The 16,702-nt window shown below is 60.7% G+C and carries 17 protein-coding genes, 1 tRNA gene and 1 pseudogene; 8 read left to right on the plus strand and 11 right to left on the minus strand.

The window, feature by feature from the left end; translation table 11 throughout:
* Nucleotide 1 precedes the first annotated feature (1 nt).
* On the plus strand, nt 2-952 hold the full coding sequence (locus NTD80_RS10210; protein ID WP_065909369.1) for an alpha-E domain-containing protein: 951 nt from the start codon (nt 2-4) through the stop codon (nt 950-952).
* Nucleotides 949-1,752, plus strand: coding sequence for a transglutaminase N-terminal domain-containing protein (locus NTD80_RS10215; protein WP_065909371.1), 804 nt, complete (start codon nt 949-951; stop codon nt 1,750-1,752). Before NTD80_RS10210 ends, NTD80_RS10215 begins: the two co-directional genes overlap by 4 nt.
* 265 nt (nt 1,753-2,017) lie before the next feature.
* Here the strand turns inward: NTD80_RS10215 and NTD80_RS10220 are convergent, their stop codons facing one another.
* A complete protein-coding gene (locus tag NTD80_RS10220) occupies nt 2,018-2,824 on the minus strand; it encodes a c-type cytochrome (RefSeq protein ID WP_262133411.1) in 807 nt (268 codons plus the stop codon).
* A gap of 649 nt (nt 2,825-3,473) precedes the next feature.
* Here NTD80_RS10220 and NTD80_RS10225 point away from each other — a divergent pair.
* The 3 genes from NTD80_RS10225 to NTD80_RS10235 all read left to right on the plus strand — a co-directional run bounded on the left by NTD80_RS10225 (nt 3,474) and on the right by NTD80_RS10235 (nt 7,660).
* Nucleotides 3,474-4,679, plus strand: a complete 1,206-nt coding sequence (locus NTD80_RS10225; RefSeq protein ID WP_262133412.1) for an acetyl-CoA C-acetyltransferase — start codon at nt 3,474-3,476, stop codon at nt 4,677-4,679.
* Nucleotides 4,680-4,695: 16 nt separating this feature from the next.
* Nucleotides 4,696-6,840: a 3-hydroxyacyl-CoA dehydrogenase NAD-binding domain-containing protein gene (locus tag NTD80_RS10230; RefSeq protein WP_262133413.1), complete on the plus strand. Its 2,145-nt coding sequence runs from the start codon at nt 4,696-4,698 to the stop codon at nt 6,838-6,840.
* Between the two features lie 94 nt (nt 6,841-6,934).
* On the plus strand, nt 6,935-7,660 hold the full coding sequence (locus NTD80_RS10235) for an amidotransferase (protein WP_065909379.1): 726 nt from the start codon (nt 6,935-6,937) through the stop codon (nt 7,658-7,660).
* Here the strand turns inward: NTD80_RS10235 and NTD80_RS10240 are convergent.
* From NTD80_RS10240 to NTD80_RS10250, 3 genes are all read right to left on the minus strand, one after another.
* Entirely contained in the window at nt 7,657-8,628 is a 972-nt protein-coding gene (locus tag NTD80_RS10240) for a magnesium and cobalt transport protein CorA (RefSeq protein ID WP_065909380.1), read from the minus strand. The genes NTD80_RS10235 and NTD80_RS10240 overlap by 4 nt on opposite strands.
* Before the next feature lie 126 nt (nt 8,629-8,754).
* A complete protein-coding gene (locus tag NTD80_RS10245; RefSeq protein WP_106802882.1) occupies nt 8,755-9,495 on the minus strand; it encodes a lysophospholipid acyltransferase family protein in 741 nt (246 codons plus the stop codon).
* A 211-nt stretch (nt 9,496-9,706) separates the two neighbouring features.
* Complete coding sequence (locus NTD80_RS10250; protein ID WP_201145717.1) at nt 9,707-10,399, minus strand: crotonase/enoyl-CoA hydratase family protein; 693 nt, start codon at nt 10,397-10,399, stop codon at nt 9,707-9,709.
* A 336-nt stretch (nt 10,400-10,735) separates the two neighbouring features.
* On the opposite strand from NTD80_RS10250, the gene NTD80_RS10255 reads away from it, so the two are divergent.
* A tRNA-Ser gene (locus NTD80_RS10255) sits at nt 10,736-10,825 on the plus strand.
* Nucleotides 10,826-10,895: 70 nt separating this feature from the next.
* Here NTD80_RS10255 and NTD80_RS10260 read toward each other — a convergent pair.
* The 7 genes and pseudogenes from NTD80_RS10260 to NTD80_RS10290 all read right to left on the minus strand — a co-directional run bounded on the left by NTD80_RS10260 (nt 10,896) and on the right by NTD80_RS10290 (nt 14,889).
* On the minus strand, nt 10,896-11,273 hold the full coding sequence (locus NTD80_RS10260) for a c-type cytochrome (RefSeq protein WP_120449505.1): 378 nt from the start codon (nt 11,271-11,273) through the stop codon (nt 10,896-10,898).
* Nucleotides 11,274-11,345: 72 nt separating this feature from the next.
* Nucleotides 11,346-11,681: a hypothetical protein gene (locus tag NTD80_RS10265; protein ID WP_065909457.1), complete on the minus strand. Its 336-nt coding sequence runs from the start codon at nt 11,679-11,681 to the stop codon at nt 11,346-11,348.
* Nucleotides 11,682-11,781: 100 nt separating this feature from the next.
* A pseudogene (locus tag NTD80_RS10270) lies at nt 11,782-12,135 on the minus strand (gamma-glutamylcyclotransferase family protein).
* 17 nt (nt 12,136-12,152) lie between these two features.
* Nucleotides 12,153-12,812, minus strand: coding sequence for an aminopeptidase P family protein (locus tag NTD80_RS10275; protein WP_262133416.1), 660 nt, complete (start codon nt 12,810-12,812; stop codon nt 12,153-12,155).
* A gap of 133 nt (nt 12,813-12,945) precedes the next feature.
* The gene (locus tag NTD80_RS10280) at nt 12,946-13,524 is read right to left on the minus strand and encodes a DUF4337 domain-containing protein (protein ID WP_065909463.1); all 579 of its coding nucleotides are present in this window, start codon (nt 13,522-13,524) and stop codon (nt 12,946-12,948) included.
* Nucleotides 13,525-13,607: 83 nt separating this feature from the next.
* Nucleotides 13,608-13,964 carry a DUF2784 domain-containing protein gene (locus NTD80_RS10285; RefSeq protein ID WP_262133417.1) on the minus strand — a complete coding sequence of 119 codons (357 nt, stop codon included), beginning with the start codon at nt 13,962-13,964 and terminating at the stop codon, nt 13,608-13,610.
* Between the two features lie 28 nt (nt 13,965-13,992).
* Entirely contained in the window at nt 13,993-14,889 is an 897-nt protein-coding gene (locus tag NTD80_RS10290) for a LysR family transcriptional regulator (protein ID WP_262133418.1), read from the minus strand.
* A gap of 98 nt (nt 14,890-14,987) precedes the next feature.
* Between NTD80_RS10290 and NTD80_RS10295 the strand changes: the two genes are divergently transcribed.
* Both NTD80_RS10295 and NTD80_RS10300 read left to right on the plus strand, forming a co-directional pair.
* Nucleotides 14,988-15,836, plus strand: a complete 849-nt coding sequence (locus NTD80_RS10295) for an oxidoreductase (RefSeq protein ID WP_262133419.1) — start codon at nt 14,988-14,990, stop codon at nt 15,834-15,836.
* A gap of 105 nt (nt 15,837-15,941) precedes the next feature.
* The gene (locus NTD80_RS10300) at nt 15,942-16,631 is read left to right on the plus strand and encodes an HAD-IA family hydrolase (RefSeq protein ID WP_262133420.1); all 690 of its coding nucleotides are present in this window, start codon (nt 15,942-15,944) and stop codon (nt 16,629-16,631) included.
* Nucleotides 16,632-16,702 lie beyond the last annotated feature (71 nt).

Raw genomic sequence — 16,702 nt, forward strand, 5'->3', positions numbered from 1 at the left:
TATGTTGAGTAGAACTGCCTCGGATTTGTACTGGATGTCGCGCTACCTGGAGCGTGCGGAAAACCTCGCGCGCATGCTCGATGTCAGCTATTCGCTGTCGTTGATGCCCCAGGATGGGCGCGGCGATGGCCTGCACGAATTGGCCATGCCGCTGTTGATCACCGGCACGCTGGAAGATTACCGCGAGCGTCATGGTGAACTGCACGCCGAACACCTGCTGCATTTCTTCGCCCTCGACGCGGCCAACCCGGCGAGCATCTACAGTTGCCTGGGCGCTGCGCGGGCCAGTGCCCATGCCGTGCGTGGGCGAATTACTGCGGACATGTGGGAAAACATCAACGCGACCTGGCTGGATATTCGCGATATCGCCCAGCAGGGCTTGAGCCGCTACGGCATGAGCCGGTTCTGCGAATGGGTCAAGGAGCGCTCCCACCTGTTTCGCGGGGCGACCTACGGCACCATCATGCGTAACGATGCCTTCCGGTTTATTCGCCTGGGGACGTTTATCGAACGTGCCGACAACACCCTGCGCCTGCTCGATGCACGCTATGAAATGGCCGGCGACCGCGCCGAAGCGGTCACCGACGGCACGGCACACGCCTACTATCAGTGGAGTGCCTTGCTGCGCGCGTTGTCGTCGTTCGAGGCCTACACCGAGATTTACCGCGACGCCCCCGGCGCGCGGCAAGTCGCGGAACTGTTGCTGTTGCGCGCCGATGTCCCGCGTTCGCTGCGCGCCTGCAGCGAAGAGATCGACCAGATCCTCGCCAGCCTGCCCGGTCTCAACGGCCGCCCGGCCCAGCGCCTGGCCGCCGAGATGGACGCGCGCCTGCGCTTTACCGCTATCGATGAGATTCTCGAGGAAGGCCTGCACGCCTGGCTGACCGACTTTATTCCCCTGGTCCGCCAACTCGGCGACGCCATCTACAGTTCCTACCTGGAGGCCGCATGAGACTCTCCATCAGCCACGAAACCACCTACCGCTATGAAGACCAGGTGCGCAACAGCATCCAGTACCTGCGCCTCACGCCCCACGACAGCGAGCGCCAGCATGTGCTCAGCTGGCAGTTGGACCTGCCACGCCCGGTGCGTGCGCAGGTGGACCCGTTCGGCAACATCCTGCATGTGCTGACCCTGGACGAACCCCACGACGCCATCATCATCGGCGCCCGTGGCCAGGTGGATATCGACGAACTGCGCGAGGCCGAACATGAGAGCCAGTCGGCTTTCCCATTCCTGCGTTGCACGCGCCTGACCGAGCCCGACGAGGCCTTGCGCGGTTTTGCCCAACAGCATTGCCATCAGCGCCGCGATCGCACGGCGCTGATCGACCTGATGCACGCCCTGCACCAGTCGATGGTCTACACGCCGGGCTCCACCGAAGTCGACACCTGCGCCGCCCAGGCCTTTGCAGGGCATGCGGGTGTGTGTCAGGACCACACCCACGCATTCCTGGCCTGCGCGCGCAGCCTGGGAATTCCTGCGCGTTATGTGTCGGGATATTTGTACACCGAAGACACCGCGCACCTGGCCAGCCACGCCTGGGCCGAAGCCTGGCTGGATGACGCCTGGTACAGCTTTGATGTGACCAACCAACTGGCCCGGCCGGAGCGGCACTTGAAACTCGCGGTGGGCCTGGACTACCTCGACGCCTGCCCGGTGCGCGGCATGCGCCGTGGCGGCGGGCATGAGCAGATGCATGCCAAGGTGTTCGTTGCGCCGACGCCGGTGATTTCCGTCCAGCAGCAGTAAGCGACTGCACGAAGCTCTGCTGCTGAGGTTTGTGGTGAGCGGGCTTGTTGTGGTGAGCGGGCTTGCCCCGCGTTGGGCTGCGCAGCAGCCCTAAAACCCTGCACTGAGGAGTGCCTGACATCGTGCATTCTGCTTTATCAGGGCTGCTGCGCAGCCCAACGCGGGGCAAGCCCGCTCGCCACAACAAGCTAGGTTGACACAACAATTTCAGTTACCACAGCCAACTCAGTTGCCCGAACAAACCCTGCTACCAATCACCCAGCATTCACGGCTGCTGCTTACGCCCCGCCATATGCTTCAAATAACCCACCAATAAATCCAACTCGCTGTCGGGCAACACGCTGGCGGCGAATGCTGGCATCTTTGCCTGTGGCCAATGCCGCAGGCTCTGCGGGTCGCGGATATAACGCTTGAGGAAGTCGGCGCCGAAATACTCGGTGGGGTTGTAGGGAATATTCAGGTCCGGCCCCACCTGCGCATCGCCGGCGCCATTGAGGCGATGGCAGGCCAGGCAGTTTTTCTGGAACAACGCGAAGCCCTGATTGACCGGGTCATTCGCGGCCAGCGCCGGGTCGGGCAACAGCGCGGGGAAGCGTTCGGCCACTGTCTTCAACTGCTTGATCGTGGAGATTTGGAACGGCCACTGCTCAGGGCTGATATGCCCGGCTTGCGGATCGGTCCACACCAGGTAGAACGGCCCTGCACTCGGCTTGCCGTTGGCCAGCGCGGGCCAGGGGTGAGCCGGGTCCTCCACGGCCAGCCAGGCGCGGGCGCCGCGGGTTTGCAGCAACGGCGCCGCCGCCAGTTCGGCGGCAAATCCATCCAGGGCGACGGCTTGCAGATGAGCTTCGGGCGTGAGACCCGGTAGGAGCACGGCCAGCGGTACCGCGCGATAAGTCATATTGCGCTTGTAGGAAACGTCATCGACGATCTGCACGGTCTGCGCGTCCGGATGCTTGAGCAGGTCGGCGGTCTGCCAGGTCTTGCGCGTGTGGTCGAGTTCGATGCTCAACGAGGCTGCCGTGGCAGGAACGGCTATGAGCAAGGCGAGAAGGGCGAGGATCAATTTCAACGGATAAGCCCGATGCGAAAGGACGATGGGGCTCACGATAGCGCAAATTCGCACGCAAAACGGCAGCGCCTGCAACAGGACCGCTATACGCAATGTCCCGGCAGGTGCTGCCAAAAACTGCAATCCTGGTGCTGTGTGTGCACGGAATGTGGGGAGTGAGTGGTCACCCAATGACCTTGGTCAGGTTGGGCAGGATCAGAATCAGTGTGGTGGCGAAAAGAATAAGTCCCGCCTGACGTACTTTCGAATGTTTGAACATGGCTGACTGCCTTTTGTTGTTATTCCTGAGCGTCAAATGCGTGCCGGTAAAATCTACTATGCCGTTATGACGTGTCGCTTTTCTTACAGTTGCTCCAGCAAAACCCGGCAGCAACTTCCTACTGATTGAACCTTAGAGCCCTCGTTCTGCGTGGCTTAGATCCATTTAATATCAGCTAATCAGGATTTCAGCTTAAAACGCTATGAGGCCTATCGCCATCTTGGCGCCAATGCCTTGGCTAGACAGCTAAAACGATTAATCAAGCAATACGCGCGTAAGCCTACCGTTCGTCCGAGCGTGGTGGTCAAAAGCAATGAGCGCATCCGTCATTGAAACCGTGTCAATCGGGCCTAAGGTAGGGGCACACATGCACAGCGGTTCGAGGATGTCATGACCCAAGCTTTGATCTTTGATGCGATACGCACGCCCCGGGGCAAAGGCAAGGCCGATGGTGCCTTGCACAGTGTCAAACCGGTCGACCTGGTGGCCGGTCTGCTGACAGCGCTGGCGCAACGCAGCGACCTCGACACGCACCAGGTGGATGACATCGTGCTCGGCTGCGTCACGCCCGTGGGGGACCAGGGCGCGGACATCGCCAAGACCGCCGCGCTCGTCGCGGACTGGGCCGTCAGCGTCGCCGGTGTGCAGGTTAACCGCTTCTGCGCCTCGGGCCTGGAAGCGGTCAACCTCGGCGCGATGAAAGTGCGTTCCGGCTTTGAGGGCCTGGTGGTGGTCGGCGGCGTCGAATCCATGTCCCGCGTGCCCATGGGCAGTGATGGCGGCGCCTGGGTACTCGATCCGCACACCAATATGCACAGCCACTTCACGCCCCAGGGCATCGGCGCCGACCTGATTGCCACCCTCGAAGGCTTCACGCGCGAGGACGTCGATACCTTTGCCCTGCAGTCCCAGCAGAAAGCAGCCAGGGCGCGCGCCGACGGTTCCTTCAGCAAGTCGCTGATCGCAGTGCAGGACCAGAACGGCATTGTGCTGCTCGACCAGGATGAATTTATCCGGGGTGACTCCACCCTCGAGGGCCTCGGCAAGCTCAAGCCGAGCTTCGAAATGATGGGCCAGATGGGTTTCGACGCGACCGCGCTGCGGGTCTACAGCCATGTGGAACGCATTCACCATGTGCACACGCCGGGCAATAGCTCCGGGATTGTCGACGGCGCTGCGCTGATGTTGATCGGCTCCGAGGCCAAGGGGAGCGAGCTGGGCCTGCAACCGCGGGCGCGAATCGTCGCCACGGCGGTGACCAGCACCGATCCGACCATCATGCTCACCGGCCCGGCGCCGGCTACCCGCAAGGCCCTGGCCAAGGCGGGTTTGCGCGTTGAAGACATCGACCTGTTTGAAGTCAACGAAGCGTTTGCGTCTGTCGTGCTCAAGTTCATCAAGGACATGCGCATCGACCCCGCGCGGGTCAACGTCAACGGCGGCTCCATCGCCATGGGCCATCCGCTGGGCGCCACCGGTTGCGCGATCCTCGGCACCCTGCTCGACGAACTGGAGGCGCGCCAGCAACGTTACGGCCTGGCCACCCTGTGCGTGGGCGGTGGCATGGGCATCGCCACCATTATCGAACGCCTCTGAGCCGAAGGAATTTGTCATGACCGAAGCCATTCGTTACGAAAAAGGCCAGGACCAGATCGTGGTGCTGACCCTCGACATGCCCGGCCAGAGTGCCAACACCATGAACGGCGTGTATCGCGAGGCCATGGCGGCCACCGTCACGCGCCTGGAAGCGGAAAAGGAGCAGATTGCCGGCGTGATCATCACCTCGGCCAAGAAAACCTTTTTTGCCGGCGGCGACCTCAATGAACTGATCAAGGTCGACAAGGCCCACGCCAAGGATTTCTACGACGGCGTGCGGGTGCTGAAGGCGCAATTGCGACGCCTGGAAACCCTGGGCAAACCGCTGGTCGCCGCGATCAATGGCGCCGCGTTGGGCGGCGGCTGGGAGATTTGCCTGGCGTGCCACTACCGCGTCGCGCTGGATGACAAATCGGTGCAGCTCGGCTTGCCGGAAGTGACTCTCGGCCTGCTGCCAGGCGGCGGCGGGGTGGTGCGCATGGTGCGCATGCTCGGCCTGGAAAAAGCCCTGCCGTATCTGCTGGAAGGCAAGAAAGTCCGCCCACAACAGGCGCTGCAGGCTGGTTTGATCCAGGCGCTGGCGCTGAACCGCGATGAGCTGCTGGCCAAATCCCGCGCGTGGATTCTGGCTAATCCAGAGGCCAGGCAGCCGTGGGACACCAAGGGCTATCAGCTTCCAGGCGGCACGCCGTCGAACCCCAAGGTGGCGCAGATGCTGGCAATAGCGCCGTCGATTTTGCGCAGCAAGACCCAGGGCTGCTTCCCGGCCCCGGAGAAAATCCTCTGCGCCGCCGTCGAGGGCACCCAGGTGGATTTCGACACCGCGCACCTGATCGAAACCCGCTATTTCACCGAGCTGGTCACCGGGCAGGTGGCGAAAAACATGATCGGCACCTTCTGGTTCCAGCTCAATGAGATCAACGCCGGCCGTTCCCGACCCAAGGGCTTTGCGCCTTACGTGACGCGCAAAGTCGGCGTGCTCGGCGCCGGGATGATGGGTGCAGGCATCGCCTATGTCAGTGCTTGCGCCGGCATTGAGGTGGTGCTCAAGGACATCAACCAGGCGGCGGCCGACAAGGGCAAGGCGCACTCGGCGGCGTTATTGGACAAGAAGGTCAGCCGTGGGCAACTGACCCCGGATCAGCGCGAAAGCACCCTCGCGCGGATTCATCCTACGCAGGATGACGCCGACCTGGCCGGTTGCGACCTGATTATCGAAGCCGTGTTCGAAGACCGCGAACTCAAGGCCAGGGTCTCTGCGGCTGCTCAGCAGGTGGTCGGTGCCGAAGCGGTGATCGCCTCCAACACCTCGACCTTGCCCATCAGCGGCCTGGCCACGGCGGTGCCCGACCCAGGCAAGTTTGTCGGCCTGCATTTCTTCAGCCCGGTGGACAAGATGCCCTTGGTAGAAATCATCAAGGGCGCGCACACCTCGGACGAAACCCTGGCCCGGGGGTTCGATTTCGTACTGCAGATCAAGAAGACCCCGATTGTGGTCAACGACAGTCGCGGCTTTTTCACCTCGCGGGTGTTCGGCACTTTCACGAATGAAGGCATTGCCATGCTCGGCGAAGGGGTGGCCGCCGCGATGATCGAGACCGAGGCGCGCAAGGCGGGGATGCCGGTGGGGCCGTTGGCGGTATCTGACGAAGTGTCTCTCAGCTTGATGAGCCATATCCGACAGCAGGCGGCGAAGGATCTGCAGGCGGAAGGTAAAAGCGTGCCGAGCCATCCGGCGACGGCGGTGATTGACCTGTTGGTGAACGAGTACAAGCGCATGGGCAAAGCGGCGGGGGGCGGCTTTTACGAGTACCCGGCGGTTGGGCAGAAGTATCTCTGGCCGGAATTGAAAAGCCGCTTTGAACAGCCCGGGCAACGGATTTCGGCACAGGATGTACGCGACCGTTTGCTGTTTATCCAGGCTATCGAAACCGTGCGCTGCGTGGAGGAGGGCGTGTTGCTGTCCACCGCCGACGCCAACATCGGGTCGATTTTCGGCATCGGCTTTGCGGCCTGGAGCGGTGGCGCGTTGCAGTTTATCAACCAGTACGGCCTGAACGACTTTGTCGCCCGCGCCCGTTATCTGGCCGAGCAATATGGCGAGCGGTTCTCGCCGCCGGCGTTGTTGCTGGAGAAAGCGGCACAGAACGCGACGTTCTGACGGTTTTGGGTATGCGCGGGGCTTGCCTTGTCAGGGTATTTCAAGGCAGGCTCTGGGGTGTGCATTATTCCCATCACCGTGTCAGGTATTTTTTATGTCGCTACGCGTCTGTATCCTGGAAACCGATATCCTGCGTCCAGGCTTGATCGATCAATACCAAGGGTACGGGCAGATGTTCAAGCGCCTGTTCTCCAAGCAGCCGATTCCCGCCGAGTTCGTCGTGTACAACGTGGTGCAGGGCGAATACCCCGCGGACGATGAAGTGTTTGACGCCTATCTGGTGACCGGCAGCAAGGCCGACTCCTTCGGTACCGACCCGTGGATCCAGACCCTCAAGACGTACCTGCTCGAACGCTACGAGCGTGGCGACAAGTTGCTCGGCATTTGCTTCGGTCACCAATTGCTGGCGCTGCTGCTGGGCGGCAAGACCGAGCGTGCCGGCCAGGGCTGGGGCATGGGCATCCACGACTACAAACTCGATGCCAAGGCGCCGTGGATGAGCCCTGAAGTGGAAGAGCTGACGCTATTGATCAGCCACCAGGACCAGGTCACCACGTTGCCGGACAACGCCACGGTGATTGCCTCCAGCGATTTTTGCCCGTTCGCCGCATACCACATTGGCGACCAGGTACTGTGCTTCCAAGGCCACCCGGAGTTTATCCACGACTATTCCCGCGAATTGCTCGAGATTCTTCAGACGACCCTGGGCGAAAAGGTCTACACCAACGGTGTGTCCAGCCTGGAGCGTGACCACCACGGCGTGACCGTGGCGGAGTGGATGATGCGCTTTGTGGCGCACAAGCCCGAGGCCCGGGTTTAAAGCCAGCCCGAGCGCTTGAAACTGGCCCACAGGCTGGTGCAGCCCACCGCGATAAACCCGAGCACGGCAAAATAGCCGTAGTGCCATTGCAGCTCGGGCATGTTCTGGAAGTTCATTCCGTAAATCCCCGCCACCGCGGTGGGGAACGCGAGAATCGCCGCCCACGCGGCGAACTTGCGCTGCACCACGCTCTGGCGCGACGCCTCCAGCAACACCCCGATTTCAATGGTCTGGCTGGCGATGTCGCGCAGGGTGGTGAGGTCTTCCATCTGCCGCGTCACGTGGATCTGCACATCACGAAAATACGGGCGCATGTTCTTGTCGATAAACGGGAAGCTCAGCTTCTGCAGCTCCTGGCTGATCTCCACCATCGGCGCCACGTAGCGCTTGAGCCGCAGCACGTCGCGGCGCAGGCCGTGGAGGTTCTGGATATCGACTTCACTGAGGGAGTTGCACAGCACATTGCGCTCCAGCTCATCGATCTCGGCATGGATCGCCTCGCTCACGGGCTGGTAGTTTTCGGTGACGAAATCGAGCAGTGCATAGAGGACGAAATCTTCGCCATGCTCCAGCAACAGCGGCCGCGCCTCACAGCGCTGGCGCACATAGCCGTAGGACGCCGAGTGACCGTTGCGTGCGGTAATGATGTAGCCATTGCCGGCAAAAATATGTGTCTCGATAAACTCCAGCTTGCCGTTGTCGCGCACCGGTGAATAAGTGACGATAAACAGCGCATCGCCGAAGGTTTCCAGCTTGGGGCGGCTGTGTTTTTCCAGGGCGTCTTCGATGGCCAATTCATGCAGGTTGAACTGGCGTTGCAGGTTGGCCAGCTCCTGTGCGCTGGGTTCTTCCAGGCCGATCCACACAAAGTGGTCGGGTTTGGCGGCCCAGGCCGCGCCTTCGTCGAGAGTGATGTCAGTGACTTTCTTTCCGGCGCTGTAGACAGCGGCCGCAACAACTCTACCCATGATACTGATCACTTCTTATTGGGAGGACAGGTGTTGGGCAGCTTAGCCTGAATGGCGTTCCCTTGTGGCCGTTGGCGCAGCGTGCTTTTTTATCCGCAGCATAGGGGGGCGGGTGGCCCCACAGAATTACAGAGGCGCGGGTGTCCAGGCGGTTTGCAGTTCGCGGTCCATCCCTGCGATGCATTCATCCATCTGCGCCTGGCAGGCCTGCATCAACTGCGGGATGTCGTCTGCAGTCAGGCCTGTCGTAGGAATCGGCGGCAGCGAGCGTATGAGCACATCACCGCTGTTCCAGCGATTGAGCTGCATGTGGGTGACGTAATTGCTCACGCACACCTGCACGATCGGTACACCGGCGGCTATCGCCATATGGAACGCACCTTTCTTGAACGGCAACAGGCCTTTGCCCAGGTTGCGCGTGCCTTCCGGAAACACCCAGATCGACGTGTCCTCATGCTGCAAGGTGTGTGTAGTGGTAAGCATCGCGCGGCGCGCCTTGTGTGCATTGCCGCGATCAATCAGCACATTGCCCGCCAGCCAGAACAGCTGGCCGAACAGCGGCACCCACTTGAGGCTTTTCTTGGCGATACACACCGTGCGGTGCGGCACCACGGTGCCGAACACAAACAGGTCGTAATTGGACTGGTGGTTGGCAATGATCACGCACGTACCGGGCTTGTTGCGCAGCGAGTCCACGTCGGCCTTCACATTCAGGCGCAGGATCCACATGGCCGGCAGCGCGTAGAGGCGAGCACATAAACGGCTGTTATCCGGGTTGAACGGCCGGCAGACACCGATCAGCACGCCCAGCACGCCGGCGACCATAAAGTGCAGGCCCATCAACAACATACGCAACAGAAAAAGCATCGAAACAGCCCATCGGGACAAAAGGTGGCGCAGTGTACGGTTGTGCACTGTATTCGGCAATTACCCCTGTAGAGGGAGGAGATAGGCGATGTTTAAGTACATGTTTCAACATCTGCTGACATCGGCAGGCTAGAGCGGCTGAGGATGATTCGAATTTATCTGTAAGAAAAAGCCCGACTCAAGGCCGGGCTTTCTTATGCGGCTGCAGGCTTTAGCTGAGGATATGGCCCTGGTCCTGGATGATCGCATCGTCCAGCGCTTCCAGCAGCGCTTTGCGCACCTTCAACTTGGTGTGTTTGTGGGCGTTCATATTCAGCTTCTTCAACTGACGGGCCGCTTCCAGCGCTGCAGCATGCAGCTCTTGCGGTGCGACCACCTTGTCGAGGAAGCCTGCGCCCAAGGCGCCTTGCGGGTCGAACATCTCGGCATTGATCACCGAACGGTGAAACGCGGATTTGCGCAGGCGATCCCGCGCCAACTCGATCCCGGCGTGGTGCATGGTCATGCCGATTGCCACTTCATTCAGGCCAATGCTGAACGGGCCTTCCACACCAATCCGATAATCCGCCGACAACAACAGGAACGCGCCCTTGGCGACGGCATGCCCAGGGCACGCCACAATCACCGGAAACGGGTGCGACAACAGGCGACGGGCCAACGTCGAGCCCGACGTCACCAGGCCGATTGCCTCTTTAGGGCCGGCCGTCATCACTTTCAAATCATAACCACCCGACAAAATCCCCGGCGTCCCGGTGATGATCACCACCGCGCGGTCCTTTTCGGCCTGGTCCAGCGCTGTATTAAACGCACTGACCACATCGGGAGAAATGGCATTCACCTTGCCGTTGCTCAAGGTCAGGGTCGCGATACCGTCTTCGAGGTGGTAAGCAATCAACTCACTCATGACGCGGTTCCTTGTAGGACTTGTTATAGATAGGCTGTTTATAGAAGCTTATGCACAGACGTTACCCACCACGCCCGCCCCGGTAAAGCGCCGTGACTGACTACCCAGTCAGACTTTTCCCGCATGCCGGTCGCCCCATAGCCTAGGGCAGGGCGCAATCGCCGTTCCAGACGCGTGCTGCCCATGCCCAAGAATGGCAGAATCACCACCCCTTGCCGGGCACCTCCCGGTATAGCGGTCTAACCGCATGAAAATTCTGAAAAAAACCTTTGCCATCAGAAAGGCTTTCGACTACATTAGCGCGCCTCGACAGACTGAACTGGTTTGACGAGATACGGTGAAGTGTCCGAGTGGCTTAAGGAGCACGCCTGGAAAGTGTGTATACAAGAAATTGTATCGAGAGTTCGAATCTCTCCTTCACCGCCACATTAAGTAAACACAAACCCCCGGTTTTCCCAGAGAAAACCGGGGGTTTGTGGTTTCTGGCGTCTGAAAACTACCTCGCTTTCGAAATCACGCCACTCATGTACTGATTCAAATCACGTAGATCCTGGATGCTCCAGGCGTGCGGCGCCAGCTTTACGCCGTTCTCTCGTAACGTTCTCGGGATCAAGTCGCCGTTAGGGCGAAGTATTATCGAAGAAACGATAACGCCCGGATAATCACTCAGGCGCTTCTTGAAAGCGGCGGTCGTGAGGTCAGGTGTGGGAGGCGTGCTTTTATGCGCCAGCGGGCCTGTTGCTTTGATGTCTGCGCCGTGACACATCGCGCATCGTTGCAGGTAGAGGTTTTTCCCGTTGCTGTTTTCCGCGACGGCCAGGGGTGTTTGGGCCAGCGATAAGAGCCCCAGCGAAGCGATGACCAAGATTTTCATTTTTATCAGGCCTTATTGCATGAAAAAGCCGCTTTCTCCCGAAGAGATAAGCGGCTTTTTCACGTCGTGCGCTTACTGTGCGGTTTTCAGCTTGATCACATCACCGGAAATCTTGGTGGTGTAACCGCTCAGTACCCAAGCCCAGAACCAGTTTTCCTGGACTTGGGTGTTGATCAGCGCGTCGCCGCCTTTTGCCTTGATTGCGGCATCCTGGGCGCGGACGAAGCGGCTGTTCTGGCCGATCGGGATGACGCCGAAGAGCATGATGCCGGTGGCGCTGGCTTCGCTGTGGCCGAGAACGGTGTATTGGCTGCTGTCGTATTGCGGGGATTTGATGGCGGTGCCGGTGCAGCCTGCGAGGGTGAAACCGAGAACAGCTGCTGCAACCACTTTACTGACGTACTTCACTGGATAACTCCATGGGCTAAAAATCGAGATTCAATTCTCGAAGGCGCGCCACTCTAATCTCCGGCCTGTGAGATTGAAATCATTTACCGGAAATTTCTCTTCAGGCTTGTACATACACCCACGCCGTCAGGCCTGACGCCAGCGCCACTGACACACGCTTGTAGTCCGACACTTCATACGCATCGGCGGCGGCCAATTCCTGCTCGGTAATCTGAAACACATTGCCCTCGACTTGGGCGCCTGGCTCGGTGGTCGGCGCCACGATCGGGTGATGGGTCTTGCCACTGCTTGCCAGCACCTCTGGGTCGGTGATCTCGACCCAGCTTTGCGAATAGCCGAGCATGGCGTCCTACTGGCCTGTCAGCTCGCGGCCGAAGTTGGCCAGTTGCACGGCTTTGTCTTGCAACGTGCCGTAGGAAAACAGCAGCACGGGGTGTTCGGTGGAGCGGTTCATGGATGTTCCTTAAAGGGTCAGGCGAGTAAGTCTTCGTAGAAGGCGCCATACGGCTTGGTCGGGTGGGCGATCTGGATTTCCAGGATCCACAACCCGGCGTTCGGGTAGTGCTCGAAGTCGCCCAGGTCTCCGCCGCGATGGACGGCGTGGGGGAAATCGCTGACGCGGTGGCCCTTGATGTCGAGGTTGAGTCGCCAGCCCAGGGCCTGGGCTTGTTCTTCGGCGTAGCGGTACAGCTCGAGGCCGACGACCTTGGCGTTTGTCCAGCGGGCCTGCACGCGGTCGAACAGCTCTTTGGCGGCGCTCGCGCAGGCGAGCATTTGCGGATCGTTGCCGGTGGCGAAGGTCGCGCCGGCATCACCTTCGTGGCCTTGCCACACGGCGCCCATGTCGATGAAGAAGATATCGTTTTCGCCCAGCACCGGGTCGCCGTCGGAGCGTTGGTTGAAGGCCTTCAGGGTATTGGCGCCGAAGCGCACCAGCAGCGGGTGCCAGATGCGTTGCATGTCGAGGTCGGCGAGCACCTGCTTGCCCAGCTCGCGGGCTTCGGACTCCAGCATGCCGGGGCGGATGCGCTGGGAAAGCTGTTCGATGGCTTGCCAGGTCATGGCCTGGGCAAAACGCATGGAGTCGATACTGTAGGCGGCGCCCACGGCTTCTTTGGGTTGTGTGGACACCGACTTTTCCTCGCGTTGAGCAGCATCAGGCGCTGTGCATTTTACTATATAGCGATAGGGCGGAGCAGCCAAAGTGCAAACGCGCTGTGTGCCGACATTTTCTGTCGACAGCACACTGCTTGCGCCTGCAGGTTCAGACGTGCAGCCACGCCAGGCCGCCCAATACCAAGGCGATGCCGCCGGCCGTGTAGGACATCCGTTTAAGCCACTCCTTGCGCGTCAGCAAGGTGATCGCCGCCAGCGAAATCGCGATCTGGATCGCGGTCATCGCCTGGGCCCAGCGGTGATGCTGGTGCAGCGCCTGTTCGGATTTCTCGTCCCATTCCTTCGAGGTGGCTTCAAGTTTCTCCGCCTGCTTGCGCACGTCTTCCTTCTGGCTTTTGTAGCGCTCGATCTCATCCTTGTAATGCGCAGCGTCCACACCGGGGATATGCGTGGCCAGTTCCGCCAGGTTTTGTCGGCTGGATTTGGCCTGGTAGTAGTTCCATTGGTTGGCCGCTTCGGTCTTGATGATGGCGGCGTTGTTCTTGTCCATCGCCGCTTCGCTTTCGGTGGAACCGGCCTGGTAGCTGAGCATGGCACCGAGAGTGGCCATGAGCGCGGTCATCACGGCGATGCGGCTGGCGAAATTATCCCCGCGGCCGTGGGCATGTTCGGTGGTGTGTTCGAGGTGTTTTTCGTGGGGGCTGGGGACTTCGAAGGCTTCGGACATGGGCGCGTCTACGAACGGAATGAGGGAGTCTGATTCTTCACCACGCCAGCTGTCTCAATCCTGTACGTAACGCTGCAAACCTCCTACCTGCGCCTGATCAAGCGCACATACACCGCCGCGTTGATCAGCAGCACCAGCGCGCCCAGCCCCAGTTGGATCTGTGGCGTCAACCCGGCCGGGTAAATCAGCGTGAGGATGTAGTGCTCGATGAATCCGCCGGCGTAGCCGTCCTGTCCGGCGAGGTGGCGAAACAGGTTTTCCCAGCGGGTCAGCGGGCAGGGCAGGTGGAACACCTCCACTGCCACGCCCCACGCGGCGGCGGGCAGGTGCAGCCACATCACGGGCCGCCACTTGAGGGCCAGCAGCCCGCCGAACAGTACGAACAGGATGAAGCACAGGTGAAACAGCACGAGGCCGTCGGCGATTACGCGATAGAACATGATGGGTTCGCTTTTAAGGGGGCCTGGGTCAGTCGCCGAGTTGTTGTTGCAGGTAGTCGATAAACACCCGCAGTTTCTTTGGCGTGTTGCTGCGATTGAAGTAGTACAAATACAGCGCGCTGTGGGTAATCCAGTCGCCCAGGACTTCCACCAACTCGCCGCTGTGCAAATACGCCTCGACACTGGAGCGCGCCACGTAGGCAAAGCCGAAACCGTCGAGTGCGCCCCGGATCATCAGTTCGATGTCATTGGTCGCCAGTCGGCCCTTGACCGTGACCCGCAGCGGTTTGCCGTCTTTTTCGAAATCCCAGCGGTGCATCAGGCCGGTTTGCGCGCTGCGGTAGTTGACGCATTCATGCTCGAGCAAATCGTGAGGATGGGTCGGCACGCTGCGCCCCTGCAAGTAGCCGGGAGTGGCGACAATCACAAAGCGCAGTTGCCGGGCCACCGGGATCACCACCATGTCCTCGGCCAGCACGTGGTCGTAGCGGATTCCCGCATCGAAGCCCTGGGCGACGATATCGACCAGCGCGTTATCCACGGCCACTTCCAGATTGATCCCCGGGTGTTTGTGCAGGAAACCCTGCAACAGCGGTTGCAGCACCATGCGGCTGGCGGTGGAGGGAATGTTGAGGCGCAAAGTGCCGCTGGCCTCGACGGTAGCGGCGGCGACACTGTGCAAACTGGTTTCCAGCTCTTCGAGCAGCGGCGTGATTTTTTCCAGCAGCTGTGTGCCGGCCTCGGTCAGGCTGACGCTGCGGGTGGTGCGATTGAGCAGGCGCACACCCAGCTGTTTTTCCAGGGCGCCGACGCGCTGGCTGACGGTCGACACCGACAGGCTGACGGCATCCGCCGCCTGGGTGAAGCTTTTGGTGCGCGCGACCTGTAGGAACAGGCGCAATTGCTGGAAATCCGGCGCGTCCATTGTGTGGTTTTTCCGAAAGGGGCTTGCGGATTATGCATCTTTTTAACAAGAACACCCGCGCGCATACTTTTTTCCTCACCTCACGAGGAATGCCCTTCATGACCGATTCAACTGCAAAACCTGTCTGGTTTATCACCGGTTGCTCCACCGGTTTCGGCCGTCAATTGGCGTTGCACACCTTGAGCCTCGGCTACCCGACGGTGGTGACCGCGCGCAATCCGCAACAGGTGCAGGACATCGTTGCCGGTCACGAAGACCACGCATTGGTGCTGACCCTGGACGTGACGGACCAGGCCCAGGTCGAGGCGGCGGTGCAGGCGGCGCACGCGCACTTCGGGCATATCGATGTGCTGGTCAACAATGCCGGGATCGGCTACTTCGGCGCGTTCGAAGAAAGCCAGTTGGACGAAGTGCGCCGCATGTTCGAAATCAACGTGTGGGGCCTCAGCGCCATGACCCGCGCGGTATTGCCCGGCATGCGTGCGCGGCGCTCGGGGACGGTGGTGAATATTTCTTCGGTGGGCGGTATTGCTGCGTTCCCTTCCCTGAGTTTCTACAACGCCACCAAGTTTGCCGTGGAGGGTTTGTCCGAAGCGCTGTCCCAGGAAGTTGCGCCGCTGGGGATCAAGGTCCTGCTGGTGGAGCCGGGGCCGTTCCGTACCGACTGGGCTGGACGTTCGGCCAACGAGGCCGCGCACGCCATCGACGACTACCGCGATACCGCGGCGGCCCGTGCCAGCACCGTGCGCAATTACAGCGGCAAGCAACCGGGTGATCCGGTGCGCGCGGCGATTGCCATCGTCAAGGCGGTGGAGGCCGAGCAGCCGCCCCTGCGCTTGCTGTTGGGCAAGGCTGCACTGGGCTTTGCACGCTCCAAGGTCAAGGCATTGAGTGCCGACTTTGAAGCGTGGGCGGACGTGACGCAGGGGGCGGATTTTCCTGAGTGAACCTTGGGGGGGACGAAGGTAATCGTGGCCGCGGTGGTTGCTTGCAGGCAACCCGGGCCGCTATTGTGCTGAATCCTTTTAGTCCTTCCCCAGGGTGTTTTACTGATGAATGCACCGCGTACTGCAGTCGGTCCGATCAAGGCCGTGATTTTTGATATGGACGGATTGTTGCTGGACACGGAAGGTATCTACACCGAAGTCACGCAGATCATCGCCGAACGCTACGGGCGTACCTACGACTGGGGCATCAAGCAGCACATCATTGGGCGCGGTGCCCAGGACTTGGCCGATTATGTGGTCAAGGCGCTGGAGCTGCCGATCACCCCGGCCGAGTTTCTCGAGATCCGCGAACCGCTGATGAGCGAGCGCTTTCCCAAGGCCCTGGGGATGCCTGGCGCCGAAGCGCTGGTGCGGCACTTGAAGGCGCACAACATCCCGATTGCCGTGGGCACCAGTTCGTCGCGCAATTCGTTTGGCCACAAAACCACGTTGCACCGCGAGTGGTTCGGGTTGTTCGACACCATTGTGACGGCTGACGACCCGGAAGTCGGTGCCGCCAAGCCTGCGCCGGATATCTTCCTCACCGCCGCGCGCCGACTCGGCGTGGCGCCTGAAGATTGCCTGGTGTTCGAGGATTCGCCGTTTGGTGTGACCGCCGCGAAGGCCGCCCACATGACCGCCATTGCGGTGCCCGACGAAGCCATGGCCGACAGCAAGTACCACCACGCCGACCAGATCATCCGCAAACTTGCGGAGTTTGACCTGGCTGCGTATGGCCTGCCGCCGTTCAATTAAATCCCACAATCAAATGCAGGAGCCCGGCTTGGGGGGGGGGGGGGGGGGCCGGGGGGGGGGGGGGGGGCGGG

The sequence above is a fragment of the Pseudomonas sp. 13B_2.1_Bac1 genome, assembly GCF_025466155.1.
Taxonomy (GTDB): Bacteria; Pseudomonadota; Gammaproteobacteria; order Pseudomonadales; family Pseudomonadaceae; genus Aquipseudomonas; species Aquipseudomonas aylmerensis.

Excerpts from the sequence above, each read along its gene's own strand:
- NTD80_RS10290 (WP_262133418.1), bottom strand. The coding sequence starts at position 14,889 with ATGGACGCGCCGGATTTCCAGCAATTGCGCCTGTTCCTACAGGTCGCG.
- NTD80_RS10240 (WP_065909380.1), bottom strand. The coding sequence starts at position 8,628 with ATGGGTAGAGTTGTTGCGGCCGCTGTCTACAGCGCCGGAAAGAAAGTC.
- NTD80_RS10260 (WP_120449505.1), bottom strand. The coding sequence starts at position 11,273 with ATGAAAATCTTGGTCATCGCTTCGCTGGGGCTCTTATCGCTGGCCCAA.
- NTD80_RS10300 (WP_262133420.1), top strand. The coding sequence starts at position 15,942 with ATGAATGCACCGCGTACTGCAGTCGGTCCGATCAAGGCCGTGATTTTT.
- NTD80_RS10245 (WP_106802882.1), bottom strand. The coding sequence starts at position 9,495 with ATGCTTTTTCTGTTGCGTATGTTGTTGATGGGCCTGCACTTTATGGTC.
- NTD80_RS10225 (WP_262133412.1), top strand. The coding sequence starts at position 3,474 with ATGACCCAAGCTTTGATCTTTGATGCGATACGCACGCCCCGGGGCAAA.
- NTD80_RS10250 (WP_201145717.1), bottom strand. The coding sequence starts at position 10,399 with ATGAGTGAGTTGATTGCTTACCACCTCGAAGACGGTATCGCGACCCTG.
- NTD80_RS10230 (WP_262133413.1), top strand. The coding sequence starts at position 4,696 with ATGACCGAAGCCATTCGTTACGAAAAAGGCCAGGACCAGATCGTGGTG.
- NTD80_RS10235 (WP_065909379.1), top strand. The coding sequence starts at position 6,935 with ATGTCGCTACGCGTCTGTATCCTGGAAACCGATATCCTGCGTCCAGGC.
- NTD80_RS10215 (WP_065909371.1), top strand. The coding sequence starts at position 949 with ATGAGACTCTCCATCAGCCACGAAACCACCTACCGCTATGAAGACCAG.
- NTD80_RS10210 (WP_065909369.1), top strand. The coding sequence starts at position 2 with ATGTTGAGTAGAACTGCCTCGGATTTGTACTGGATGTCGCGCTACCTG.
- NTD80_RS10280 (WP_065909463.1), bottom strand. The coding sequence starts at position 13,524 with ATGTCCGAAGCCTTCGAAGTCCCCAGCCCCCACGAAAAACACCTCGAA.
- NTD80_RS10295 (WP_262133419.1), top strand. The coding sequence starts at position 14,988 with ATGACCGATTCAACTGCAAAACCTGTCTGGTTTATCACCGGTTGCTCC.
- NTD80_RS10285 (WP_262133417.1), bottom strand. The coding sequence starts at position 13,964 with ATGTTCTATCGCGTAATCGCCGACGGCCTCGTGCTGTTTCACCTGTGC.